General features: G+C 70.7%; 5 protein-coding genes and 1 pseudogene. 3 read left to right on the top strand and 3 right to left on the bottom strand.

Features of this window, described 5'->3' with window-relative positions; translation table 11 throughout:
* A pseudogene (locus tag P1P75_RS37005) lies at positions 1-256 on the top strand (pyridoxamine 5'-phosphate oxidase family protein); the annotation flags it as partial.
* A gap of 29 nt (positions 257-285) precedes the next feature.
* On the opposite strand, the gene guaA reads toward P1P75_RS37005, so the two are convergent.
* Positions 286-1,866, bottom strand: a complete 1,581-nt coding sequence (gene guaA, locus P1P75_RS37000; RefSeq protein WP_319263706.1) for a glutamine-hydrolyzing GMP synthase — start codon at positions 1,864-1,866, stop codon at positions 286-288.
* A gap of 628 nt (positions 1,867-2,494) precedes the next feature.
* Here guaA and P1P75_RS36995 point away from each other — a divergent pair.
* Both P1P75_RS36995 and P1P75_RS36990 read left to right on the top strand, forming a co-directional pair.
* The gene (locus tag P1P75_RS36995; RefSeq protein ID WP_319263705.1) at positions 2,495-2,776 is read left to right on the top strand and encodes a chorismate mutase; all 282 of its coding nucleotides are present in this window, start codon (positions 2,495-2,497) and stop codon (positions 2,774-2,776) included.
* A gap of 808 nt (positions 2,777-3,584) precedes the next feature.
* Entirely contained in the window at positions 3,585-4,637 is a 1,053-nt protein-coding gene (locus tag P1P75_RS36990) for an LAETG motif-containing sortase-dependent surface protein (protein WP_319263702.1), read from the top strand.
* 88 nt (positions 4,638-4,725) lie between these two features.
* On the opposite strand, the gene P1P75_RS36985 is transcribed toward P1P75_RS36990, so the two are convergent.
* Both P1P75_RS36985 and P1P75_RS36980 read right to left on the bottom strand, forming a co-directional pair.
* Entirely contained in the window at positions 4,726-6,480 is a 1,755-nt protein-coding gene (locus P1P75_RS36985) for a GMC family oxidoreductase (RefSeq protein WP_319263708.1), read from the bottom strand.
* Positions 6,481-6,644: 164 nt separating this feature from the next.
* Positions 6,645-8,212: succinic semialdehyde dehydrogenase (locus P1P75_RS36980; RefSeq protein WP_319263701.1), on the bottom strand; the 1,568-nt coding region annotated here is incomplete at its 5' end.

Here is an 8,212-nt window from a genome sequence, read left to right as displayed (position 1 = left end):
GGAGTTGTTCACAGGCTCGGTGGCCCGGTTTCACAGGGGTCACCGGCCGTACGGGTAGCGGGGAAGGCAGGCGTCGGCAGTGGCGGTGCAGGAGGCGAGGGCCGGGTACGTGAAAGAGGTGGAACCGCCGCAGCCGTTCCACCTCTTCCGCACCGAGCTGACGGAGGTCGTACGGACCTACGTCGAGGACGACACGTATCTCGTCGCCCAGGTCTGGAAGCCCGGAGAGCCGGTGCGGACCCTCAAGCGGACCTGAGCCCCGTGAAGGGGCTCACGTAGAGGGGCCTACTCCCACTCGATGGTGCCCGGCGGCTTCGAGGTCACGTCGACGACGACCCGGTTGACGTCGCGCACCTCGTTGGTGATCCGGGTGGAGATCTTCGCGAGGACGTCGTACGGCAGGCGCGACCAGTCGGCCGTCATGGCGTCCTCGGAGGAGACCGGGCGCAGGACGATCGGGTGGCCGTAGGTGCGGCCGTCGCCCTGGACGCCCACGCTGCGGACGTCCGCGAGCAGGACCACCGGGCACTGCCAGATCTCACGGTCCAGGCCGGCCGCCGTCAGCTCCTCGCGGGCGATCGCGTCGGCGTCGCGGAGCAGGTCGAGGCGGTCCTTGGTGACCTCGCCGACGATCCGGATGCCCAGGCCGGGGCCGGGGAACGGCTGGCGCTGGACGATCTCCTCCGGCAGGCCGAGTTCCTGGCCGACCATGCGGACCTCGTCCTTGAACAGCTTGCGCAGCGGCTCGATCAGCTGGAACTCGAGGTCCTCGGGCAGGCCGCCCACGTTGTGGTGCGACTTGATGTTGGCGGTGCCGGTGCCGCCGCCGGACTCGACGACGTCCGGGTAGAGGGTGCCCTGGACCAGGAACGCGACCTCGGGGCCCTCGTCGGCGATGATCTCCGCCTGGGCCTGCTCGAAGACGCGGATGAACTCACGGCCGATGATCTTGCGCTTCTCCTCGGGGTCGGAGACCCCCTTGAGGGCGTCGAGGAAGCGCTCCTCCGCGTCGACGACCTTCAGCTGGACGCCGGTGGCGGCCACGAAGTCCTTCTCGACCTGCTCGGTCTCGCCCTTGCGCATGAGGCCGTGGTCGACGTAGACGCAGGTCAGCTGGGAGCCGATGGCCTTCTGGACGAGGGCGGCGGCCACCGCGGAGTCGACGCCGCCGGAGAGGCCGCAGATGGCGCGCCGGTCGCCGACCTGCTCGCGGATGGCGGTGACCTGCTCCTCGATCACGTTGCCGGTGGTCCAGTCCGGGCGCAGCCCCGCGCCGCGGTAGAGGAAGTGCTCCAGGACCTGCTGGCCGTGCGTGGAGTGCATGACCTCGGGGTGGTACTGGACGCCGTAGAGCTTCTTCTCGTCGTTCTCGAAGGCCGCGACCGGGACGACGTCCGTGGAGGCCGTGACGGAGAAGCCCTCGGGAGCGGCGGAGCAGGCGTCGCCGTGCGACATCCACACGGCCTGCTCGCCCGGGGTGCCCTCGAACAGGGTGGAGGACGTGCGCGAGACGTGCAGTTCGGTACGGCCGTACTCGCGGGCGCCGGTGTTGTCGACGGTGCCGCCGAGGGTCTGCGCCATCAGCTGGAAGCCGTAGCACATGCCGAAGACGGGGACGCCGGCCTCGAACAGCTCACGGTCGAGGCGGGGGGCGCCCTCCTCGTAGACGGACGAGGGACCGCCGGAGAGGATGATCGCCGCCGGGTTCTTGGCGAGCATCTCGGCGACGGGCGTGGTGCTCGGCACGATCTCGCTGTAGACCCGGGCCTCGCGGACTCGACGGGCGATGAGCTGGGCGTACTGCGCGCCGAAGTCGACGACCAGGACGGTGTCGGGGGCGGCGGCAGTAGGAGTCGCTGATGACACGGGGGCCTTCCGGCGGTTTGGGCGGGGTCTCTGTGCTGGCCAATTCTACCGAGACGGGCGCGGGACCGTCCCGTCGCTTCCGCCGAGGCGGGCGCGGCACCGGTCACGTCGCCTCTCCCGAGGCGAACGCCTTCTCCCGCCGTGGGCGCGGGACGGTCGCGCCGCTTCTCCCGATGCGGACATGGCACCGGTCCCGCCGCTCCTCCCTGCGGGGGCGTGGAAACCGGTCCCACCGCTCCTCCCGATGCGGACATGGCACCGGTCCCGCCGCTCCTCCCTGCGGGGGCGTGGAAACCGGTCCCGCCGCTCCTCCCGATGCGGACATGACACCGGTCCCGCCGCTCCTCCCTGCGGGGGTGCGGGACCGGGCTCGTCAGCGAGGGCGGACGGGCCGACGGGCCCGCCCCCGCCGGAAAGCCGCCGTGCCATACTGGCCCCATGCTTTCGCACGCGACCTTCGTCTTTACCTATGGCACCCGGCCCGCCGGCTGCCATGGTCGTGCTGCTTGAGCTGACGCAGCGACTTCCCAGGCGCCCCGGGCCGACAAGGCCCGGGGCGCCTGTCGTTTTCCCTCCGGGTCAGGTCGCTCCGGGGCATCCGCACCCACTCACCACCACAGGAGCCCCCATGACCGCCACCGACGTGACCGGCGCCCGTACCTCCGAGGCGGCCGGCGTGATCACCGGCGCGCGTGAGCGCATCGACGCGCTGGACGACCGGATCATCGGTCTCATCCAGGAACGGATCGCCGTGTCCGCCGTGATCCAGGAGGCCCGGATCACCTCCGGCGGCCGGCGCGTGAACCTGTCCCGCGAGATGGAGATCCTCGATCACTACCGGCAGGCCCTCGGCAAGCCCGGCACCCCCCTCGCCATGACCCTCCTCGAACTCTGCCGTGGTCGTATCTGAGTTCGGCACCCCTCTCACCCGTCCGGCGCGTGACCGGCCGCGGACCGCTTCGTTGGTCCCGATGTCCGTTCCAGCCAGGGGCGGGCCCGGAAGAACCACGCGTGGCTCACCTGGAGCGATGAGGCGTACGGATCGTGCCGTGCGCCGTGGGACCTCGCTCCGGGGAAGTGACCGGACGGCAGGGGACAGCAGCCCGGTCACCCAAGAGAACGGCCGGCCCCGGGGACGCCCGGGGCCGGCCGGCGGGAAGGGCAAAAGTGCGTAAGAGCTGGGTCAAACGGTTGCGGGCGCCGCGTTCATCCAGCACGATGCGTAGAAAGCCCCAAGTCCCGACGGGGACAACGGCATTGCACCACCCTCCCCCCTATTGATCTGCCCTGACCTGCTATGTGGCGTTCCATCCCCACCGACCGCCAAAGGTTCAGACCAGATGGCACGCCCCGCGTGCGCCCCGGCGGCCACCCGGCGCGGACGCGGGCGCCCGACAAGCCAGCGGCGCAACCCCCCGGCGCCGCTCCCAGGCACCGGCGCTGCCCTGACGCCGGTGCTGACGAAAAGAAGGGCCTCGCGGATCCGTCCCGCGGGGCCCTTCGTCATGTCCGCCCACGGTCGAGGGGGCGGCCCCGGGGGACACGGCTCACGTGACGCAAGCCACATAAAGAACCTGTGAAGAGAGCGCAACTCTTCACAGCCTTCGCCAGTCACACGTAGCGAACTCAGGGCCATACCCGCTCTCCCCTGCGGAAGGTCTGAACAACCGCGTCGCGGCCTTGCTGTCGCGACGCATCGGAACCATCGAGGTCTTTGCATGAAGCTCCGCCGGGCCATGGTCACCATGGCCGCGACCGCCGTCATCGCGCCGCTGGCCCTGCTGTCGGCGCCGGGCGCCTTCGCCGAGGAGGGCGACACGGCGTCGCCGAGCGCGTCGTCGTCGGAGACGGGGAGTTCCGCCTCGCCGTCCGGCACGGGTTCCCCGAGCGCCCCCGATTCCGCGTCCGAGACCCCGTCCGACACGGCGTCCCCGTCCCAGAGCGGCGACTCCTCGAAGGAGCTGTCGAGCGAGCAGTCCCCTTCGTCCTCGTCCTCGTCCTCGGAGTCGTCCACCGGCACCCCGTCGGCCGACGAGGGCAAGGACGAGGAGGACGCGTTCGACCCGTACGAGGACTGCAAGTCGTTCGAACTGGACGAGAAGCTGTCGGCCACCATCGAAGGACTGCCGAACAAGATCGTCGCCGGTTCCGGCTGGCACGACTTCGAGTTCGTGGTGGAGAACGACTCCGACGCCGACCTGAAGAACGTCTACATCGACGGGTTCGTGGAGTACGACGACGAGACCGACGCCTCCCTGGTCGAGAACCTCGCCGTCATCCAGGTCAAGGAAGACGGCAAGTGGACCAACGGCTTCCAGGACTACTACGAGGACGAGGACGGCAAGAAGGTCAACCTCTCGGGTTCCTTCGTCGCCATGCTCGACTCACTGGAGAAGGACAGCTCCGCGACCCTTGAGCTGCGGGTGAAGGTCAAGGCCTCCGCCCCGGCCGGCTCGTCGTTCGCGCTGAGCGAGGCCGTCTACGCCGGAAAGGACTCCGTCTGCCACGGCAACGGTGACTTCTACGACGTCGAGATCCTCGCCGCGGGCACCAAGCCGGGCGGCGTCGGCGACGCCGAGCCGAACGGTGAGAAGCCCAGCGGCGTCACCGACGGCAACAAGCCCCAGGGCGAGGCCAAGGAGATCAGCGGCAACCTCGCCGAGACCGGCTCCGGATCGGCGCTGCCGATGATCGGGCTGGTCGGCGGAGTCGCCCTCGTCGCCGGTGCGGGCGTGGTGTTCACCGCGCGCCGCCGCAGGACACAGGCGTAAGCCTGATCCGGCCTCAGGGCCGTTGACGAAGAGGGACCTGCGCTCGGAGGGGGGCGCAGGTCCCTTTTCCGTGCCCGCTGCCTCACCACTACAACTTCTTCTCCTTCTTCGGCGGCACCGTCGGCATGCCCAGGAAGGGCAGCCGCAGCGCCGCGAACGCCTCCGCCGGGACCACCGGGTCCCGCGGTTCCACCGGCTTCAGACGCTCGTACGCCGCTCCCTGCGCGGGGCGCGGGTCCTGCTCACCCTTGTTCGGCCAGTACGACATCGCGCGCTCGGCCTGGGCCGTGATCGTCAGGGACGGGTTGACCCCGAGGTTCGCCGAGACGGCGGCGCCGTCCACGACCGAGATGCCGGGATGGCCGTAGAGGCGGTGGTACGGGTCGATGACGCCGGTCTCGCGCGAGTCACCGATCGGGCAGCCGCCGAGGAAGTGGGCGGTGAGCGGGGTACCCATCAGCTCGCCCACGTTGGAGCCGGCGAAGCCGTTGATGTCGGCGGCGATCGCGGTGGCCGCCTCCGAAGCCGCCTTGATCTGCTTCGGGTTGGGGCTGCCGTGCCCCTGGCGTGCGGTGAGCAGGCCCTTGCCCACGCCCGTCGGCTTCAGATGCGTCGTCAGCGAGTTGTCCAGGGACTGCATGACCAGGCCGATGATGGTCTTCTCCGACCAGCGGCGGTTGGAGAGGGAGCGCAGCATGAGGGCGGGATGGCGAGCGGCGTTCGCCAGCCAGCCGGCCACCCGCGACGAGCCCTCCGCGTACGGCACCTGGAGGATCGACAGGCTGCCCATCGAGTTGGAGCCCTTGCCGTAGCGGACGGGCTCGATGTGGGTGTCGGGGTCCGGGTGGACCGAGGACGTGATGGCGACGCCGCGCGTGAAGTCGGCCTTCGGCTGTCCGGTCGCCCTGCGGTAGCGGCGGTCGTCGGTCTGGGCGCCGACCAGCGCCTCCGAGTTGGTGCGCGTCAGCTCGCCCAGCCTGTCGGAGAGGTACGGCAGCTGGTGGCCCGCCTTCATGCGGTGCAGCAGGGTCTGGGTGCCGTAGGTTCCGGCGGCGAGGACGACCCGGCGGGCCGTGAAGGTGCGGCCACCGGACCGGCGGCGGCCGTCGGTCGGGAGGGTCGCCACCGCGTAGCCGCCGCGTGAGTCGTCGGTGACCGAGACGACCGTGGTGAGGGGGTGGACGACGGCGCCCGCCTTCTCGGCGAGGTAGAGGTAGTTCTCGTTGAGGGTGTTCTTGGCGCCGTGCCGGCAGCCGGTCATGCACTCGCCGCACTCGTGGCAGGCCTTGCGGGCGGGGCCCGCGCCACCGAAGTAGGGGTCCGCCGCCTCCTGGCCGGGCCGTGCCGTGACCGACCCGTCGGCGTCCTGGCCGTCCCCGAAGAACACGCCCACCGGCGCCATGTGGAAGGTGTCGCCCACGCCCATCCGCTCGGCGGCGGCCTTGAGGTGCACGTCGGAGGGGGTCATCGTCGGGTTGAGGCGCACCCCGAGCATGCGTCTGGCCTGGTCGTAGTAGGGGGCCAGCTCATCCTGCCAGTCCGTGATGTGACGCCACTGCGGGTCGTCGAAGAAGGGCTTCGGCGGGACGTACAGGGTGTTGGCGTAGTTGAGGGAGCCGCCGCCGACGCCCGCGCCGGCCAGCACCATGACGTTGCCGAGGAGATGGATGCGCTGGATGCCGTACATGCCGAGCTTGGGGGCCCAGAGGTAGTTCTTCAGGTCCCAGGAGTTCTTCGGGAGCGACTCGCGGGTGAACCGGCGGCCGGCTTCCAGGACGCCGACCCGGTACCCCTTCTCCGTGAGGCGGAGCGCGGTGACCGAACCGCCGAAGCCGGATCCCACGACGACGACGTCGTAGTCGTAGGCGTCCCGGCCGTCCTGGCCGCCCTCGGTGTCGCCGGTGCCGACACTGGCGTCGGCGTCCTGGCGGGCGGGTCCGTCCTCGTCCCGGATCTGCGCGGAGTTCTCCTGTGACACATGCTCTCCTCGTTGAGAACGGGTGCTGTCTAGCGGAAGCGGAACGCCTTCATCAGGCGCAGGCTGCGGCTCATGAACTCCGCGTACTTCTCGTCGCTCATCCCCAGGGACGGCGCCATCGGCAGCAGCCGCTGCTGCGCCACCGTCTGGGCCTCCGTGTACTTGAGGATGCCCTCGGATCCGTGGCGGCGGCCGAGGCCGGAGTCCTTCATGCCGCCCATGGGCGACTGGACGCTGCCGTAGGCGGGCGCGTAGCCCTCGTTGACGTTGACCGTGCCGGTGCGCAGGCGGGCGGCGACCGCGCGCCCGCGACGGCCGTCCTTCGTCCAGACCGAGGAGTTCAGGCCGTACGGCGTGGAGTTGGCGAGTTCGACCGCCTCGTCGTCCGTGGTGAAGCGGTAGATGGAGACGACCGGGCCGAAGGTCTCCTCGCCGCAGACCGACATCGGTTCCGTCACGCCGTCGAGGATCGTCGGCTCGAAGAAGTACGGGCCGATGTCGGGGCGGGCGACCCCGCCGGCGACGACCTCGGCGCCCTTGGCGACTGCCTCCTCGACATGCCGGGACACGGTCTCCAACTGGCGTTCCCCGACGAGGGAACCCATGTCGGCGCCGTACGCGAGGGAGGTGCCGAGGCGCATGGCCTTCGTGCGGGCGGCGAAGCGCTCCAGGAAGGCGTCGGCGATCGACTCGTGGACGTACAGCCGCTCGATGGAGATGCAGAGCTGACCGGCGGAGGAGAAGCAGGCGCGGACCGCTCCGGCGGCGGCCTTCTCTATGTCGGCGTCCGCAAGGACCAGCATGGCGTTCTTGCCGCCGAGTTCGAGGGAGACGCCGACCAGGCGGGCTGCGGCGCCCTGCGCGACTTCACGGCCGGTGCGGGTGGAGCCGGTGAAGGAGACGTAGTCGGCGTGCCGGACGACCTCGGGGCCGACGACCGGGCCCTCGCCGATGACGACCTGGAAGACCTCGGCGGGCAGCCCGGCCTCGATCAGCAGGTCACGGGCCCACAGCGCGGTGAGGCAGGTCTCCGTGTCGGGCTTCATGACGACCGCGTTGCCCGCGACGAAGGCGGGCAGGGCGTCGCCGACGGAGAGTTCGAGCGGGTAGTTCCAGGGGGCGATCTGGCCGACGACACCGCGCGCGTGGCGCAGCTCGGTGACCTTCGTCAGCGTCGGCATCGCACCCGCGTGCCGCTTCGGCCGCAGGTAGGAGGGGGCCTTGCGGCCGTAGTGGCGGGCGGCGACCGCGACCGCCTGCACCTCCTCGTGGGCATGCAGGCGCGCCTTGCCGGTCTCCAGCTGGATCAGGTCGAGGACCTCGCCCTGCCGCTGGAGCACCAGGTCGTGGAAGCGCAGCAGGACCGCGGCCCGTTCCCGCACCGGCACCTGCTCCCACACCGCCTGCGCGGCACGGGCCGCGGTGAACGCCCGCTGTACGTCCTCGGGGGTGGACTCCGGCAGGTCGGCGAGCTTCTCACCGGTGAACGGCGTGTGGTTCGCCGTACGCCCGGAACCGACGACGCCCTTGGTCAGCTGGGCGACGAGCTGGGGGGTGACCACGTCGGCGGCGGAACGGGCGCCGGCGGGGGTGGGGG

The organism is Streptomyces sp. ID05-39B (genome assembly GCF_033794725.1).
Taxonomy (GTDB): Bacteria; Actinomycetota; Actinomycetes; order Streptomycetales; family Streptomycetaceae; genus Streptomyces; species Streptomyces bobili.
Note: the sequence above shows the minus strand (reverse complement) of the source record. Positions and strands in the feature narration are given on the sequence as shown.

Excerpts from the sequence above, each read along its gene's own strand:
- P1P75_RS36995 (WP_319263705.1), top strand. The coding sequence starts at position 2,495 with ATGACCGCCACCGACGTGACCGGCGCCCGTACCTCCGAGGCGGCCGGC.
- P1P75_RS36990 (WP_319263702.1), top strand. The coding sequence starts at position 3,585 with ATGAAGCTCCGCCGGGCCATGGTCACCATGGCCGCGACCGCCGTCATC.